This window comes from Amycolatopsis sp. WAC 01376, assembly GCF_003947415.1.
Classification (GTDB): domain Bacteria; phylum Actinomycetota; class Actinomycetes; order Mycobacteriales; family Pseudonocardiaceae; genus Amycolatopsis.
On the sequence record NZ_QHKL01000007.1, the window covers coordinates 211,649 to 226,636 of the forward strand.

At 68.1% G+C, this 14,988-nt stretch carries 15 protein-coding genes; 2 read left to right on the forward strand and 13 right to left on the reverse strand.

Annotation, left to right across the window (positions count from 1 at the left end; translation table 11 throughout):
• Positions 1–71: 71 nt before the first annotated feature.
• From DMH03_RS31565 to DMH03_RS31590, 6 genes are all read right to left on the reverse strand, one after another.
• On the reverse strand, positions 72–476 hold the full coding sequence (locus DMH03_RS31565) for a hypothetical protein (RefSeq protein WP_125795642.1): 405 nt from the start codon (positions 474–476) through the stop codon (positions 72–74).
• A gap of 184 nt (positions 477–660) precedes the next feature.
• Positions 661–915, reverse strand: coding sequence for a hypothetical protein (locus DMH03_RS31570; protein WP_125795643.1), 255 nt, complete (start codon positions 913–915; stop codon positions 661–663).
• A 15-nt stretch (positions 916–930) separates the two neighbouring features.
• Complete coding sequence (locus tag DMH03_RS31575; RefSeq protein ID WP_125795644.1) at positions 931–1,323, reverse strand: hypothetical protein; 393 nt, start codon at positions 1,321–1,323, stop codon at positions 931–933.
• Positions 1,324–2,089: 766 nt separating this feature from the next.
• A complete protein-coding gene (locus DMH03_RS31580; RefSeq protein WP_125795645.1) occupies positions 2,090–3,292 on the reverse strand; it encodes a terminase large subunit domain-containing protein in 1,203 nt (400 codons plus the stop codon).
• Positions 3,293–3,304: 12 nt separating this feature from the next.
• Positions 3,305–3,763, reverse strand: coding sequence for a phage terminase small subunit P27 family (locus tag DMH03_RS31585; RefSeq protein ID WP_125795646.1), 459 nt, complete (start codon positions 3,761–3,763; stop codon positions 3,305–3,307).
• Positions 3,764–4,528: 765 nt separating this feature from the next.
• Positions 4,529–5,125 (reverse strand): transglycosylase SLT domain-containing protein, encoded by a 597-nt coding sequence (locus DMH03_RS31590; protein WP_233611742.1) that lies wholly within the window; start codon positions 5,123–5,125, stop codon positions 4,529–4,531.
• A gap of 188 nt (positions 5,126–5,313) precedes the next feature.
• Between DMH03_RS31590 and DMH03_RS31595 the strand changes: the two genes are divergently transcribed.
• Together DMH03_RS31595 and DMH03_RS42165 are read left to right on the forward strand one after the other, a co-directional pair.
• Positions 5,314–5,982, forward strand: coding sequence for an N-terminal phage integrase SAM-like domain-containing protein (locus DMH03_RS31595; protein ID WP_255431269.1), 669 nt, complete (start codon positions 5,314–5,316; stop codon positions 5,980–5,982).
• Positions 5,952–6,332 (forward strand): site-specific integrase, encoded by a 381-nt coding sequence (locus tag DMH03_RS42165; protein WP_158633139.1) that lies wholly within the window; start codon positions 5,952–5,954, stop codon positions 6,330–6,332. The genes DMH03_RS31595 and DMH03_RS42165 overlap by 31 nt, the downstream gene beginning before the upstream one ends.
• Positions 6,333–6,587: 255 nt before the next feature.
• On the opposite strand, the gene DMH03_RS31605 is transcribed toward DMH03_RS42165, so the two are convergent.
• The 7 genes from DMH03_RS31605 to DMH03_RS31635 form a co-directional block, all read right to left on the reverse strand.
• Entirely contained in the window at positions 6,588–7,562 is a 975-nt protein-coding gene (locus DMH03_RS31605; protein ID WP_125795649.1) for a YihY/virulence factor BrkB family protein, read from the reverse strand.
• 58 nt (positions 7,563–7,620) lie between these two features.
• Positions 7,621–7,833 carry a ferrous iron transport protein A gene (locus DMH03_RS31610; RefSeq protein WP_125795650.1) on the reverse strand — a complete coding sequence of 71 codons (213 nt, stop codon included), beginning with the start codon at positions 7,831–7,833 and terminating at the stop codon, positions 7,621–7,623.
• Positions 7,830–8,069, reverse strand: coding sequence for a glutaredoxin domain-containing protein (locus DMH03_RS31615; protein ID WP_125783065.1), 240 nt, complete (start codon positions 8,067–8,069; stop codon positions 7,830–7,832). Before DMH03_RS31615 ends, DMH03_RS31610 begins: the two co-directional genes overlap by 4 nt.
• Before the next feature lie 3 nt (positions 8,070–8,072).
• Positions 8,073–10,961 carry a helix-turn-helix transcriptional regulator gene (locus DMH03_RS31620; RefSeq protein WP_125795651.1) on the reverse strand — a complete coding sequence of 963 codons (2,889 nt, stop codon included), beginning with the start codon at positions 10,959–10,961 and terminating at the stop codon, positions 8,073–8,075.
• Between the two features lie 95 nt (positions 10,962–11,056).
• Positions 11,057–11,251, reverse strand: a complete 195-nt coding sequence (locus DMH03_RS31625; RefSeq protein ID WP_125795652.1) for a hypothetical protein — start codon at positions 11,249–11,251, stop codon at positions 11,057–11,059.
• Between the two features lie 13 nt (positions 11,252–11,264).
• Entirely contained in the window at positions 11,265–14,147 is a 2,883-nt protein-coding gene (locus DMH03_RS31630; RefSeq protein ID WP_233611744.1) for a type 2 lanthipeptide synthetase LanM family protein, read from the reverse strand.
• Between the two features lie 255 nt (positions 14,148–14,402).
• A complete protein-coding gene (locus DMH03_RS31635; RefSeq protein ID WP_125795654.1) occupies positions 14,403–14,972 on the reverse strand; it encodes a hypothetical protein in 570 nt (189 codons plus the stop codon).
• Between the last annotated feature and the right edge of the window lie 16 nt (positions 14,973–14,988).

Below are 14,988 nucleotides of genomic sequence, written 5' to 3' on the forward strand. Positions count from 1 at the left end.
CTGCGCAAACGCGCCGGGTGGGTCGGTGACCAGCGAAAACCGTTCCTGTTAGTACCGGTCGCTACTGGCCCTTATCGGTGCTCGTGTGTACCCAGCGCGTACCGGTACACAAGCCGTTGGCCCCCTCCTTTGACCAGGTGGGGGCCTTCTGCTTTGTCGGTCAGGACTTCGCCGTATCCCTTGGCGTACAATGCTCCAGCGGCGGCACCGTAGGTCTTGGCCTGTGCTCCGGTCGCTCCAAGTTGGGCGTTGAGCTTGTTCGTCAACGACTCTTGCGCGATAGCGTCTGAGATGGCGGTACCGATGCCTGCGACCGCGCCGGACACGAGTGCGAATTTCGCGGCCATGCCAGCGACTTTCCCCGCGACATTGCCGAGGGAGACGCCGAAGCCGGACACGGTCTGTTCGCCGTCGTCAAGTTTCTTGGTGAGGTCGGAGACGTCACCCAGGATGGTTACCTTGATCGGCTTAGCCATCGGCGCCCCCCTCACGTCATGACCGGGGTGCGTCGCGTCCCCGGCTCGTGTCCTCCGCCGTGTCGGCGGTTGCGGTCCTTCAGGTCTTTGTCCATTGCGGACACCAGCGCGTTGAACTCCACGAGCCGCAGCGTGTGTAGGTCCGCCTACGTGACGCCGAAGTGCGCCACAAGCCGCGCTTTCGTTACTGCGCGGCGGGCACGGTAGGGTCCGGCTTCCCCGCCGGGCGCTCGACGCGGATCTTCAGGCTTCCGGCCTGCTCGATGGTGAATGCGGGGTCTTCACGACGCTTCACCACGAACGCGAGGGCGTGGAGGAACTTGCCCTTGCAGGAACCGGGCTTGGCCACCGACTCAATGGACGCGTCGATGATCTCTTCGACCGCCTCGATTTCGTCAATGGTCAGTTCGTCGATGTCAATCGAAATGAAGTCGGACAACGATTCTCCAGTCTGTTAAGAGCCGAGAGCCCGCCGGACGAGCCGCGTGATTCGCTCGCGGAAAACTGCGGTGTACTCGGCCTGTTTCTTCCCGGCGGTGCGGAAAAGGAAGGGCTGCGGGCGGATGTGCCGTTTGCGCCATCCGAAGTGAATCGGTCCGGCGTACGGGACCGACGAGCCGCGTCCAGCGCGGACGATGGCCCCCTTGACCCTCGCGGATGGCTTGACTGTGCGAGCCAGCCGGCCCGAACGATGCGGAGCCGCGCGGCTCGCGGGCTGCGCCACCACGTCGGCGGTGTCCTTGTGCGCCTGCGCTAGCTCCTTGCGCAGGTCGGCGTCCTTCGTGCGGCGTATCGCGCTGCGCAGCTCGCGCAGCCCGTCTACCCGGACCTCGAAGTCACGAGCCACGGGAAGATCTCCTTGTGGTGCACACGCCAGGCCGCGAGTGACGTGCCCCACACGGGGTTTGGTATGCTCTGGAACGCGGCGAGTTTGCTGTGGTTGCAAACCTGAAGATGGAATAAGGGCGCGCGGCGGCAGTAGACGTTTCAAGTCGTGCTAAGGATCGAGGGAGAAGTACGCCTTAGCTTGCCCAATGGAAACATTGGTCAGGCTTTGACATGCCCTTGTCTGCCTGACCAGGCAGGCAAGGAGTGCGACGATGGCGATTGGTCCCACCGAGATTGTGGCGATTCTGGCCACCTCCGGTGCAGTAATCGGGGGAATTACCCGGCCCCTCTGCAAGTGGCTGACCGTGCGAACGCTCGCTGCCAAGGCCCGACCGGAAGACCTTCCAAAGATCGCGGAGGCCCTTAACCCCCCAATTCGGTTCAACGATCGGTTGAGTCGTGGGCGTCAGCCCGATGGTTCGGACGACCCGAGTGACGGCGAGTCGGGTGATTAGACCTTCCCCTCGTGGTGTACACACCAAGCCCCTTCGTCGGCCGCGGGGCCTTCAGGTTGTGGTGTGCACACCAAGCAGGGGCGGACTCAGCCGCTGGTCGGAGGGGTCGGAGTCGGCTCTGTGTAGACGAGCTTCAGCGCGTCGGAGGTACCGGGGTCGAGAATCCGGAACGGCAATTCCATGACTGTGACTTCGTCAATGGATGCTTCCGGGGAATCTCCGGTGAACTGAATCGCCGGAGCTTCGATAACGAGAGACGACGGCTTTCCGTCACTCGCCTTCGTCGCACCCGTGTAGGTGATTGGTCGGGAACTCCACGACCGGCAAGCACTCTTCGGCTAACTCCTGCATCGCGACTTCCCACCGGTACGGGTCGCCGGGGACCTCCGCAACGCGGTAAATCCCGCATATATTCCGGATTCTCTGCTTTACCTCACCCAGCGGTGTACGCCAGTGCGGGTCATCCGCCGGGGCTTCCCAGTGCCCGAGTACCTCCGCGTGCAAGTCCGACAGGCGGACACCGACGATGCCGGTTGAATCGCCTTTCCACGCTGCATCAACGAAAGCAACGATTTCGTCGCCGGGCTCAAGCCGCTTATCCGGCCGCGCGAGCGCTTCCCACGCGCCGTGAGGAAGCCACATCGAGCCACCCCGGAGGAACTGATTCAGCCGGTACATGCGGAAATTAGCTTCGGGAGTGCGCTTGCAGCTCGCAGCGAAGTCCGCGTGATTCATGATCTCCCACGACGGATTGCAGCGGCGCCACACGTCGGGGTCGCGGTGGTCGACCGTTTCGCCGGGGTGGACCCCGTACCAGCGGGACCAGAAAGAGGGGTCGTCCTCTTCGCCGGACTCGACCCGGCGGCCGTGCTCGACCATGTCCGCGAACGGCCCGTCAGGCAACGGCCCGGCGGTAGAGATCACCAAGAACAAGGGCTCGTTCCGTTGGGCAGAGCCAAGAGTGAGCGCGTCGAACAAGTCACTGTTCTTCGCCTGCGCGTACTCGTCCATCACGATCATGGACGGGTTCAAACCTTGCTGAAGCCCGGCGTCGGCGGACACGGCCTTGAACCGGCCGCCCGTCGCGTGACAGATGATCTGATCACGTTGGACAGTGCAGATGTCCGACAGAAGCGGGGACATTCGGACCATGCGCGAGGCTTCGGCGAACAGTACCCGGGCCTGGTCGCGGGTGTTGGCGGCGCAGATGACTTCCGGCGCTGCGTCGCGAGTGTCCGCGCATAGGTGGTACAGCGCGAGCGCTGCGGCAAGCTGCGTCTTGCCGTTCTTGCGCGCCACGCCGAGAACCGCCGTCCGGTATCGGCGTCGGCCGTCCGGGGTGAGCCGGTAAATCTCATCGATGACGTCGCGTTGCCACGCGAGCAGACGGAATGGCTGCCCGAGATACGAGCCGCCTAGAGTGAGGTGCTGGACGAATCGGCGTACCCGTCGTGCCTCTGTTTTGGGGGACAACGGTTTCGCCTCCTAATCGTCGTCAGGGCCACCCAAGATGTCGTCCAAAGTCGTCCGGCGCGCAGCGTTCGCGGCGATGCCCAGACGAAGGCGGGCTTCCAGATTCAGCCCGAGAGTTGTTTCTATGGCGCGCATTTCCTTCTCGGTGGACTCGGCGTACCGCAGCGCCGGATGAATCACGGTCTGCCCGGTACTGCCCACTGTCGTAAGCCTGTCGATTTCCACTTCGCGCAGCAGCGCGGCCCGCCGGTCGTGAAGCTCGCAGTAGCGTTCGATCACGAACCGGTCAGTTGCAGGGAGGTAGGCGCCTTCGCCCGCAGCCCACACGGCCCGCCAGATCTCGCGACCGACGTCGCCCAGCTTCGACGGTACGCGCGGCGCACGTCCGACGTGGACAGTTGGCGCGGACGGGGAACCGTTGGCACTGCGCGGGTTTCCGGAGCGATCCTCCGGCCGCTTCGCGTGCGACATGCCGAGTACCTCCGTCCCGTCTTGTGGTGTGCACCTCAACCGGGCACCTCGCCGGCCGCGGGGCCTTCCTTGTGGTGTGCACGCCACGCTGTATGTCGCCGCTAAGATTGATCGGACGAGCAAGCGGATGGGGAGTTATGGACTTGAAAGCACTCTGGCGGGATCTACCGAGTTGGGTTCATGATCTCGATTGGGGAAATGTGCCGTCATGGCTGTCCGCCTTATCGATTGTCGTCGCGGTTGCCGCATTCATGCGCGACAAGCGCAGACACCAACGGCGGCAGGTTGACGAAGTCACAGCCGCAGGTCACGTTCTCTTTGATGCGCCGCGCATTCGCAATAGAGATGACCCCGAGGATTCCGAGTACGATCCGCTGTATGTCTCGCTCTACGTGCAGAATGCCAGCAAGCTTCCTGTGCGCGATGTTGTAGTTAACTACACTGTCCGAGTGCACTGGCGAGACAGGCGCACGCGAAAGTTCTACCGTACACGCTTTACGAGGGTGGCTTGGTATGCGCAGAACGTTGACCCCGATACTACGGTGAAGCCACAAATGTCTGAAATTGAGATAGCGGCACCGCCGAACGAACGCCATAAATTGACACGTGATGCCTCACTGACTATCACACATGTGTACATACGGGACAGTGTTGGCAAAATGTGGGTGTGGTTTCCCGGCTCAGGCCGGTCGGCTATCCCCATGGGAGTCAGAAGCGCTTTTCGGAACCTCGGATCGGGCATCCGTCGGCAAAGTCAGTACTAGGTCAGTAACCGCTGTACCGGGCGCCCGTGCGCCTGCCGACGACTCCGGGCACGTTGCTTCCCGAGCCGTAGCGGCCACGGGCGTAGCGAACTCCCGCAATGATGTTGTCGACGGGGTGGCGGATGTCGCCATAGCCGGGCAACGCCCATCGGTCGAACGTCGGCCGGATCGTTTGGACTAGGCCCACACTCGGCGTTCCGCGTCGGGCGTTGATGTCCCAGGTGTTCACGGCGCACGGGTCGCCGGAGGACTCGGCCGCGATGATGAGCCGCAGCGCATCCCTGTCAGTGATTGGCGGTTCGCCGACGTGCTCCAGCGCGGCGGAAGCTTGCGCAATCCATCGGTCGGGCGCGTCCCTCTTTGCGGGGCCACACGGCGGGTTCGAGTCCTTCGCCGGGGGTTCGGGGTCCGGGCCTGCCCCGGCGGGCTGCGGGCTCGCGGGCACCGAAGGCAAGGCGGGCCGGGCCGGTTCGGCAGGCTGCGACCACACCAGGGCCGGGCGCAGCCGGGGGTTCACGGCGTACACCGTGGAGAACAGGAGAACGGCGACGAGTGCCCCGGCGATCACGCGGTCGGTCGCCGACACGGAGCCGGGCAAGGTGCCTCCGTTCAGAGGTCGGCCGGGGACCGCCGTTGCGGACCGGCGTGTAAGTCCGTCCTTGGCGTCGCCCGGCGGGCGCGGAAGAGTGGGACCGCCCCGAACGGGGAGCACCAGGCCGCGAGAGGGGGCGCGGCCGGGCTCAACCCGCACAGGGCGGTGGTCTACGCAGGCTGCGCGGAAGCGAGCTGCGGGAGGGCTACTCCGACGTTCAGACCCGCCGAACGGTCGCGTCCCGGTTCAAGAACCACATCTTGCCGACGTTCGGTCACCTGCGGGTCTGTGACATCACCCTGTCGCGGGTCATGGAGTGGTGGGCGGAGATGTGCGAGAAGACCAAGCCCAACGGCGAGCGGTACGCGACGAGCACCCTTGAGCTTGCCTACGTCCACTTCGGCTCGTTCCTGCGGACGGCGGTAAAGGGCGCTACCAAGCTGCTCCCCGTGCACCCCTTCGACGGGTGGGACGTGGAGGTGCCCCGGCGTGACAGGCGTGTCCGGAACATCTGGGAGCAAGAGCGGGTGAACACCGTGCTTGCCGCCATGCCGGAGCGGGAACGGCCCATCGGGCTCGTGTCGGCGACGTGCGGGCATCGGCAGGACGAAGCGTTCGCCGTCGCGCTCGAAGACGTGAACCGCTTCCGGAAGGAGATCACCATCCGCCACCAGGTGAAGCGCGTCGGCGGGAAGCTTGTCCTAGCCAAGCCCAAGGGCGGCAAGGTCCGCACGGTCCGCTCGCCGACGTCACCGCGACCGCCATTGCCCAGCACGCGGAGAAGCACGGGACCACGGTTGTCCGGTGCACGTGCTGTAACAAGGACTGGCACGTGGTGTTCACCAACGACAAGGGCGGCCTGATCGACCGCGCCAAGTGGAACCCGGACGTCTGGCACCCCGCGATCCAGGCGGCCGAACTCGCCAAGGGCGGCGCCCACGGGATTCACAACCTGCGCCACTACTACGCGTCCCGGCTCATCGAAGGCGGCCCCGGTCACCGGGGAGCGTCCATGGAACAGGTCCGCGACTACATGGGGCACGCTTCCATCGTCACCACCAGCGAGACGTACGGGCACCTGTTCGAGCAGGCTCACGAGCGCGCTCGCTCATGGATGACCTGTTCTCGGCTGTTGTGTACCCGCTGTGTACCGCCGAAGACCGGTAGCCGTGTTAGCGCAGGTCAGACGGCTACCGGTCTCCGGGGCAACTGAAGGGTCCCTTCACGACATAAGACTTCGACGCCAGGCCGTCTGAAGCACTGAAGCAGCCGGCGGCTCATCCTCACGTCTCGTGAGTGGCGATTCGGGTTAGAGCGAACTGTGCTTTAGGTACCTACGGCGGGAAGCGGGTCGGATCGCAGGTCCGTGAAGGGCTAAGAGAGGCCTCGCCAGAACCCGAATCGCCACACACGACCCCCCGGCACCCACCGCGCCACCTTTGCCCTACCCCCTCAATATGTGCGGGAGTCACTCGGTGGCTTCGGCGACCGCGGCCGCCTCGTCGTCGTCCATCGCCTTGGTGTCGCGCGGTGGGAGGAACGGCTCGTCGTCGGCGGGGCGTCCGGAGGCACGCTCCTTGCCACGGGTGAGTTCCGCGTCCAGCTCGGCGCCGAGGAGGACGGCGATGTTCGAGATCCACAGCCAGATCAGGAACACGATGACCCCGGCGAGCGAACCGTAGACCTTGTTGTACGAGCCGAAATTGCTCACGTAGAAGGCGAATCCCGCGGTGGCGGCTGCCCAGAGCACCACGGCCACGAGCCCGCCGGGCGTGAGCCAGCGGAACTTCGGCTGCCGCACGTTGGGGCTCACCCAGTAGAGCATCGCGAACGCCAGCCCCGCCAGCAGCGCGATCACCGGCCATTTCGCGATGTCCCACACGAGGACACCCGTCGAACCGAGGCCGATCAGGTCACCGAGGTAGCGCGCGACCCCGCCGGTCGCCACCACGCCGGCGGCGCACAAGGCGAGGACGATCAGCACGGCGACGGTGAGCCCGACCCGCAACGGCACGGTCTTCCAGATCGGGCGGCCTTCGGGCATCGAATAGATGACGTTGGACGCACGCATGAACGCGCCGATGTAGCCGGATGCCGACCACAACGCGCCCACGAAGCCGATGATCGCCGCCGTTCCGGCCAGTCCGCCGGATTTGGACAGCTCCTCGATCGCGCCGACCAGGATCTCCCGGCCCTGACCCGGCGCGATCCGGCCGACGTTGTCGACCAGGGTCTGGGTCGCGGACGGCCCGAGCAGGCCGAGGATCGCGGTCAGGACCAGCAACCCGGGGAAGAGCGAGAGGACGCCGTAGTAGGTGAGGGCGGCCGCCCAGTCCAGCATGTTGTCGTGGTTGAACTGGGCGAACGTCCGTTTGAGCACCGCGAACCACGATCGGCGGGACAACTCCGTCGGACCGTCCGGGTTTTCCGTTGTGGCAGCCAAGGGAACCTCCTGAAGGGGATTCCCTCGCTTACCCGGGAGCGCCGGGGCGAAACAGCGATCAGGCCGGCCGAGGCCGCGGCTGTGGTGGAGGCGGGACGGTCTTCGCGAGGACGATGTCCGCCAGCCGGATCGTCACCAGCCCGCGTTTGGTCTCCACCGCGCATTCCGCGTCGTCACGGGAGCGCAGGTAGCCGAGGGCGTCGGTGAACCCGCCTTCGATCCGGTACCGCACGACGATCCTCGTGCCGACCGGGACGTCCGGGAGGGTCACCGGTCCAGGTGCGCGGTGAGCTCGTCGTCGCTCGGCTCGACCAGGTGGGTGCCGTCCGGCCAGACGATGGTGGGGATCCGGCGCTCACCGTTCTGCAGCGCCCGCACGGTTTCCTCGGCGACAGTGTCCGCTTCGACGTCGATGTAGTCGTACTCGACGCCCTTCGCGTCCAGCAGGGCACGGCTGCGTTTGACGTCGGGGCACCAGTCGGCGCCGTACACGGTGAGGTCGCTCATGGCTCACAGCATGCCAGGTCGCGGTCCGGCGGCGTGTTCGGCGAGGGCCGAACGGTCGGCGAGTCCGGTCTTGGCGAGCAGGCTCGCGACGTGCTTCTCGACCGTGCGGGGCGAGATGTGCAGCCGGGCGCCGATGTCCTTGTTACCCATGCGCTCGGCGAGCAGTAGCAGCACCTCGTATTCGCGGACGGTGACGCCGGCCGCGCGCAGCTCACCGGGGACCCGGTCGACACCGGACCGGCGCTGCCGCACGGGTGCGCCGAGCTTGCGGAGCAGGCTCCGGCAGGCGGCCGCGACCGCCTGGATGTCCCTGCCGTGGAAGTACTCCTCGGCCTCGTTGAGCCAGCCCGCCGGATCTCCCCAGCCGTCGGCGGCGGCCGGTTCGGCGATCAGCCGGAGCCCGAGGTGCCGGGCGAGGGGATAGGGCGCCGATGTTTCGAGTGCGGAGGCCACCGACCGTTCGGCCTCCGCCGTGTCACCGCGCCTGCCGTGCTCGACGGCGTGCGCGAATTCGACGAACTGCCGATTCCACCGCATCCCGCTCACGGCGGAGCCCGCCTCCGGGCAGGAAGCACCGCCGAGGGTGTCGACGAGCGTCCTGAGTCCGTGCTGTCCGGCGAGGTGGAACCGGCTCGGCCGCCGGTCCTCCAGCTCGATGACCTGGTCGAGTTCGCGGCGCGCCCGCTCGAAGTCCTCCTCGAGCAGTGAACAGAAGACGCGTGCCAGCCCGATGCTCAGCACCATCTCCTGCGCGTTCTCGCCGCCGCTTTGCCGGAAGTCGTCGAGCGCCCGCTCCATCGCCGGGCGGTCGGCGCGGTGCCCGGCCGACATCGCCCTGGTCATATGCGCGTACTGCAGCAACGCGGTCAACCGGAGCCTGCCGAGTACGGCGAGGTTCTCTTCCAGCAGCGCGTGCGCGGTGTCGAACTCGCAGCGCAGGATCGCGTGCATGGTGCGCACGGAATCGACCGCGCAGTGCAGTGTGATCGACCCGGTCCGCTGGGCGTCCGCGCGGGCGAGCAGCAGGGTCTGCTCGTCGCCGTTCATCAGCACGCGATGCCCGCCGAGCCGGACCAGCGCCTGGGTGCGGAGGTGGTGCAGGTGGTTGTCCTCGGCGGTTCTCCGCGCGAGCTGCATGTACTGCTCGGATTCGGTGAGGTCCCGCGACAGCGCGAGCATGCCGAGCACCTGCAGTGCCTGGCAGACGACGAACGGCTGCTCGGTCTCCTCGGCCACTTTCCACGCCTGACGCGCGAGCCGTTCCGCCGTGCCGGTCCGGCCGGGGACGTCGAGCCAGAGGTTCGCTTCGACGGCGTCGAGCGCGGCCTGCTGAGCGGGCGAGATCGCCGAACCGAGGGGAGCTCGGGCGCGTTCGATCTGGCCGAGGCATTCGTCGTGCCGTCCGGCGATGTAGGCGGCCCAGGCGAGCTGGGTGTGCAGTTTGGCGGCCCGTTCGAGCGTGCCGATCTCGACGAAGCCCGCCGACAGCTCGACGGCGCGGTCGAATTGGCCGGTCTGCCCGAGCGCGTACAGCAGTGTCTCCAGCACCTCGGCCCGATCACCCGCGTCGGCTCCGGCGAGCAGGTCGACGGCTTTGGTGAGCATCGTGACCGCGGAATCCGCGGCGCCGGCGTCGAGGGCGCGGCGACCGGTCTGCGCGAACAGGCGGCCCGCGGCCCGTTCGTCCATCGCGGTCAGCCGGAGCGACGCGACGAGCGCGCACAGATCGCCCGGCAGACCCGGGTACAGCTTCTCGACGGCGTCTGCGGCTTGCCGGGCGAGTGCCGCCTTGCGGGCCGGTGACTGGCGTGCCAGCAACGCTTCCGCGGTCAGCGGATGACGGAAGGCGTACCAGCCCGGCGTCGTCTCGTCGGTGGTCACGAGGTTCGCCGAGACCGCGGCGCTCAGGTGGTTGTGCAGGGTCCGGTCGTTCGTGCCGATCACCGTCTGCACCACCGTCAGCGGGAAGCGGCGGCCGATGATCGCGGCGACCGACAGCAGTTCGCCCGCCTGCTCGCCGAGTTGCTCCATCCGGACGCCGATACTGGTGACCAGGGCGGCGGGTACGCGGGCGCGGAGTTCGCCGATCACCCGCCAGCCGTCCCGTCCCTCGACCAGCAGTCCCTCGTTCACCATGCCGTGGAGCAGTTCCTCGACGATGAACGGCAGGCCGGCGCTGTTGCGCCACAACAGTTCCGTCGCGGGCGACGGCAGTTTGCCCGGCTCGGTCTCCAGGCAGGACGCCGCGAGTGCGCGGGTGTCGGCGAGACCGAGCCTGCCGAGTTCGACGACGGCGCAGCTCATCCGCTGGGCACCGGAGGTCGCGAGGCGGAGGGCGTCGGAGGGCTCGTTGCGGAGCGTGCCGACGAACAGGGTCTGTGCCGCGGGCAGGTTGTCGACGAGGTATTCGAGGATGAACAGCGTTTCGGCGTCGGCGTCCTGGAGGTCGTCGAGGACCAGGAGCGCGCCGCGGTCGCGGCTGGTCACGGCCAGCAGCCGGAACACCGCTTCGGCGAGCACCAGCAGGGAGCCCGATTCCCGCGGCCGGTCACCTTGGCCCCAGTCGGGAACGAGCTGGGCGAGCACCGGGACGAACGGGTCGAGTTCGGCCGCCTCCGGCGGTCCGCCGCCGCGGAAATGCGACAACAGCGCCTGGGTCAGCGGCCGGAACGGGACGAGCGGACCGATCGAACCGGCCCTGCCCTGCAGAACCGGGATGTCGGCGGCGACCGCTCGCGACGTGGCTTCGGTGGCGAGGCGGGACTTGCCGATGCCGCCTTCGCCGACGAGAAAGATCGCGCCGCCGCGGCCCGCGATGGCGCGATCGAGAGCTTCGGAAAGCTCGGTCAGCTCGGCGTCGCGGCCGATCACCCGCGACGAACGGATCCCCACGATCGCGACTATAGCGAGCGGAATCCGCGGTCACGGGGAAAAGCGATCACGAAGGCGGGCGGCGCGAGCCCGCCTTCGTGAGCTTTTGACGGACCTCAGATCCAGCCGCCGGCGAAGACGCTGACGACGGACGGTGAACCGGGGTCCGTGGAAAGGGTGGCGAGCGGGTTGGCGCTCAGCCGCGGCTTGCTGCCCGCCAGCGCGTGGTTGCGCGAGCCGACCTCGAGTGCGCGCGGCAGGTTCACGGCGCCGAGGGCGTCTTCGGTGGCGGGCAGATCTCTTTCGTACATTCGGTTCTTCTCCTCATACTCGGTTTACCGGCGGAACAACGGTGGCCGCGGGATGCGGCCGGTCGGGGCGGAGCAGGAGCGCGGACGGGACCCGGTCGCCGAATCCCAGCCGCAGCAGGCCGTAGCCGATCCCCGCCAGGCCGCTCAGCAGTCCTGGCGAGGGGACCGCGCCGGGGGTCCCGCAGCGGGTACCGCGCTGATCGATGGCGGCGAGCAGATGACCGGTCCGGCGGCGCACCGCGGCGGCGGCGCCAGTGTGCCCGTTCTCCGCAAGCACGCACAACACGTCCAGTACTCCGGACTCGCCGTGGCAGAGGCTGAGATCCTTCAGCGGTGCCCCGTCGGCCAGCCGTTTGATCGTCCGGTCCAGGCCACGGGCGGATCCGGGATCCGGCAGGTGCGCGGCCTGGCCGAGTGCCTCGCCCGCGAGACCTTCGCACCAGCCGCCGGTGCTTTCCGCCCGATCGTCCGCCTTTCCGGGTGGTTCTTCGCCGGAACGGTCGTGTGCCCGGAGGACCCAGTCGATCCCGGCCGGACCGCGGGCGAAACCGGTCTCCTGTGGACGTTCGCGCTCGAGCAGCTGTCCGGTGTAGCGGTCCGCCCGCTTCAGCGCCGTCTCCAGTCCTGTTTGGACATACACCGAGCGCATCGACGCGACCCCGCCCGCCAGGCCCGTCGTGAATCCGGACGGCGTTTCGGGGGTGGCCTCGGGCATCAGATCGACGGCCTGCTCGATGAGGTCGCCCGCGGGAAGGCCGACCAGGGTGCTGAGCCGCGCGATCGTGTACGCGACGCCGCCGAGTCCGAGAAGCCCGCCGCAGCCGGCGGTGGCGGCCAGTCCGGGATCGGCGCGGAGCGCGGCGAAGAGACCGGGGAGCGGGCTGATCGCATACGCGGCCAGATCGCGGTACCGCGCGATCCCGGTCAGCTCGGCGAGCTGGGCGAGGAACAACGCGACCCCGCAATAACCTTCGCCGAGTCCCGCCCCCATCGGCAGGACCGTCCAATAGCGGTCGTCGACGAGTTCGATCCCGAGCCAGTTCGATCGGTGCTCGTCGGAGAAGGCGTTGGCGACGATGTGGTCGGCGATCCCGCACGCGGTGAGCAGCAGGCGTTCCGGGTCGGGCGCCTGGTTCGGCACCGCCGTTTCCGCGGTCTCGCCGCCGCCATGGTGATCGCCGGTCGCCGTGCTGATCGCGAGGGTGGCCGAGATCAGCCATTCCTGGTCGCGCTGATCGAGCGGATCCATGTCGGCGACCTTGGCCAGCACGGTGTCCAGCGACGCCCGGTCGACCACTCCGTCGACGCTGTCACCACGCGAATCCAGCAGTGACGTCGAGCCGGGGTTCGAGGTGAACATCGGCACGTCGCCCGCCCACAGGTCGGCCCGCTCGTGCGGGACCAGCCGGAGCAGTTTCTCCTCGTCCGCCGAGTCCTCTTCGAGCAGGTCGAACGCGTGGTCGCGGTCGGCGGCGTCACGCAGGAGGTCGGGATGGGTGGTCTCGTCGAGCAGGCGGAAGTAGAAGTTCGTCGGCCGGATGAGCACCCGGATGGGATCCTCGGCGCAGCGCCGCAGAAGCTCGGCGAGTTCGTCCCGTCCGGTGGAGATCGCGTCGTAGCCGAGCCGGAACCCGGCCAGCAGTGCCGCGCTGTGCTCGGCGGGGCTGACGTCACGGCCGTCGAGGCGCGGGAGGTTGTTCCCGCCCGCGAGTTCGCCGGGGACCCGGATCAGCCGCATGCGGTCGGTGCCCGGATCGGCCCAATCGATCCGGTCGGTGGGCAGCTTGCCGCCGCGGCCCGCCAGGCCGGAGATGTCGACGGCGCCGTGCTCGCCCGCGAAGAGCTGGGGGAGCAGCAGCGTGCGCTGGACCGACCGTGCCAGCATCGCCGCGGCCGGGTCGCCCTCCGGCGGATCGGGTGGCGACGGCTGCAACAGCGTCTCGATGTCGATCAGCACCGGCTGGTCGCCGCAGGCGATGATGTTCTCGTAGTGGACGTCGGTCGCGTCGAGTGCGTGCAGGAGCGCCAGGAGGATGCCCTGACGGCGGTAGAACCGGTCGACGTCGGCGATGTCGGCGCACGGCCGGTGCTCGACGAACCGGAGCCAGCCGTACCCGGCACGCTGGAGTGCGTCGGCGGTCCGCAGGTGGAGGCCGGGCAGTCGTTTGTTGAGCTGTTCGACGACGTCGGTGAACCGTGCGTGGAGGATCAGCGGGCGGGGTTTGTAGATCACCTTGGCGCCGCTGGAGAAGCGGAGCAGTTTGACCGAACGCCCGCGTGCGTGCGAGTCCCCGATCCCACCCGCGACCTCGACGAGCGTGCCGAGTTCGCCGTCCACGACCGAGCAGGGCAACGCGGCGGCATCGGCCGAGAAGCGGGCCAGTGTTTCGGCGTGGGCTTCGGCGGCGTGGAGGCAGGCCTGGGCGAGGAGCCGGGCCAGTACCGGGTATTCGCTGAACAGCCGGACGAGGCCGGCCGGGGTGGACTGCTGGCGCACGAAGTCCGAGAAGCGCTCTTCGGGTGTCTCGCCCTGAAGGATCCCGGCCTTGCGAGCGCGGTGGAGTTCCAGCACGAGCGTGCGGACCGAGAGCTTGAGCAGATGCTGGTCGAGTTGGGCCGCGAAATCCCGGCGGAGTGCTTCGACGTCGGTGTCCGCGAGATCGTCCGGGATCGCGTCACGAGTGGCGGCGTCGACGAACGACCTGAAGACCCCGGCGAACGCGGCACGCCAGTCACCGACTGGGGGACGCTCCGGCAGAAGCGCGGTGACGGCGTGTTCGGCGAAGTGCGCCCATGCGGGCTTGGTCGTCGCCGCGCGTTCGCGCGGGGTCTGGCCGTGCACCCACCACGTCAGCGGCAGGGACGTCGCCGTGGGCTGGGGCGTCACGGCAGTCATGCTTTCAGTTCGGCGCGGACCGCACATGGGGGCGGCGCACCCACATTCAGCGCACGCACGAAGATGCCCGGAGAGTGACGGCCGGCAGTCACCCGTCGCGCCGGAATATGGGGGCCCTGCACCCATGCGCTGGCCCGGTCCCGGCCGCACGATGGTCGGGTGGAACGGGTCTCGCGGTGGCCGAGGAGAGTGCCGTGAGTGTCCGGGCGCGGGCCGGTTGCTGGGGGTCCGGCCCGCGTCACCCCGAACCTGCGCTCAGTTCCGGCGGAGGATCTTCTTGGCTTCCTTGGCCTTGCGGATGACCGTGTCGAGCACACGGCGCGGCCGGAACCGGTTCGTGGTTTCCTCGGGTTCCGCCGCTTTCGGCTCCTCCGAGGCATCCTCGGGAGCGGGCCGATCCGGAGTGAGCTCCCCGGTGATCGTGCCCTCCTCCGACGGACGCGGCTCCGGCACCGCGGCGACCGGCTGGGTCTCCGGCTCCGGCGGGCTCGCCTGGGCCGGGACAGTGCCGGCATCGGTGAGCGGCTCCGCGACGGCCTGCGTTCCGGCGAGCCCCTGTTGGGATTCCCGAGCGCGAACCCCGCTCGGCCGGGAAGCTCGCCAACGGCGCGGGCCGCGGATCATCTCCGGGGTGACCGCCGGGATCATGAGCGGAGTGTGCGCGGTATCGGCGTTCGGCACCGCCGGCCCTTGGGCGGCGGGATACCGCGCGAAGACGTCCGCGGCCGGAGCTTCGGCCTGGGCACCGGCTCGGTGCCGGATCCGGACGAGTCCGTAAGCCCCCAGCAGGCCGAGCAGGCCGGTCAAACCCCACCACGCCGTCATCGTCGTCCTCGCTTCC

Bases quoted from the DNA above. Each gene is read 5' to 3' on its own strand.
- DMH03_RS31615 (WP_125783065.1), bottom strand. From the start codon at position 8,069: ATGAGCGACCTCACCGTGTACGGCGCCGACTGGTGCCCCGACGTCAAA.
- DMH03_RS31565 (WP_125795642.1), bottom strand. From the start codon at position 476: ATGGCTAAGCCGATCAAGGTAACCATCCTGGGTGACGTCTCCGACCTC.
- DMH03_RS31625 (WP_125795652.1), bottom strand. From the start codon at position 11,251: ATGTACGAAAGAGATCTGCCCGCCACCGAAGACGCCCTCGGCGCCGTG.
- DMH03_RS31585 (WP_125795646.1), bottom strand. From the start codon at position 3,763: ATGTCGCACGCGAAGCGGCCGGAGGATCGCTCCGGAAACCCGCGCAGT.
- DMH03_RS31635 (WP_125795654.1), bottom strand. From the start codon at position 14,972: ATGACGGCGTGGTGGGGTTTGACCGGCCTGCTCGGCCTGCTGGGGGCT.
- DMH03_RS31630 (WP_233611744.1), bottom strand. From the start codon at position 14,147: ATGACTGCCGTGACGCCCCAGCCCACGGCGACGTCCCTGCCGCTGACG.